This is a genomic window from Streptomyces boluensis (genome assembly GCF_009908195.1).
Classification (GTDB): Bacteria; Actinomycetota; Actinomycetes; order Streptomycetales; family Streptomycetaceae; genus Streptomyces; species Streptomyces boluensis.
This window is the reverse complement of record NZ_JAAAHS010000751.1, coordinates 1-958: the sequence shown is the minus strand read 5'-3', so window position 1 is coordinate 958 and position 958 is coordinate 1. Positions and strand designations below refer to the sequence as shown.

Annotated in this window: 2 protein-coding genes; both read left to right on the top strand. The window is 68.9% G+C overall.

Annotated elements, in window-relative coordinates:
- Positions 1-587: DUF6232 family protein (locus GUY60_RS37910; protein ID WP_223178786.1), on the top strand; the 587-nt coding region annotated here is incomplete at its 5' end.
- On the top strand, positions 584-916 hold the full coding sequence (locus GUY60_RS37905) for a hypothetical protein (protein WP_312866584.1): 333 nt from the start codon (positions 584-586) through the stop codon (positions 914-916). The genes GUY60_RS37910 and GUY60_RS37905, both read left to right, overlap by 4 nt.
- Positions 917-958 lie beyond the last annotated feature (42 nt).

Here is a 958-nt window from a genome sequence, read left to right as displayed (position 1 = left end):
GGCCCAAGCCACCCGCACCACCTCCACCCGCCTTCAGCCGGGGGGACGTCGAGATCCGGGTCGACGTGAATGTGCTCTGGGTCGGCGAGGCGGCCTATCCGTTGCACAACATCACGCGGGTGCACACCTTCCTGCTGAAGCCCGACCGCATGGCCGCGTTCGTCAGCTTCCTGAAGTGGGTCGGCGTCTGCGGCGTCCTGTTCGTCCTGCTCGCCCTCGCCAACGACGAGTCCAGCTCGTCCAGTTACGACGACTACGACAGCGGCGACTCGGGCAACGCGGACTCGATGGTCACCTTGGCCGTCATCGTCCTGATCGTCCTCGTCGTCGACCTGATCCGGAAATGGTCCGCGCCCACCGAACACGTACTGGCGATCGAGACGGCCAGCGCGTCCAGCGCCCTCGTGACGCTGCCCCAGCGCGAACAGATCCCGGCACTCAGGGACGCCCTGGTCGAGGCCATCAAGAACCCGGCCACCGGCATGACCTTCTACGCGCACAGCGTGAGCGTCGACGCGAAGCGGTACCACAACGGCGACAACGTGAACATTGCCGGCGGAAAGAACAACACGGGGGTACGCAAGTGAGCGGCGGCGGTTCCTACCACTACGGCGACAGCGTCAACATGTACGGCGGGTCCGGCAACACCGGTATCGACAAGCGGCAGATGGCCGACATCGGCCGGTCCTGCCGCGAACTGGCCGACCTGCTCGTCGCGTTGCGAGGTGACCCGGCGGTCGCGCCCGCGAGCGCCCAGGTGCTCGACGACGCCCTGCCCGTCATCGCCTCCGACGCGAGCCCCGTACCGGAACGCCGCCGCGCCCTGATCGCGGTGGCCACGATCGCCGCGACGATCGGAGCGGTCGGCCAGCCGATCGCCGAGGCCGCGAACAAGGTCCTGGGACTCCTTGGCTGACGGATCTGCGCCGGGGGCCGGGGTGCGCCGAGCCCCGGCCCC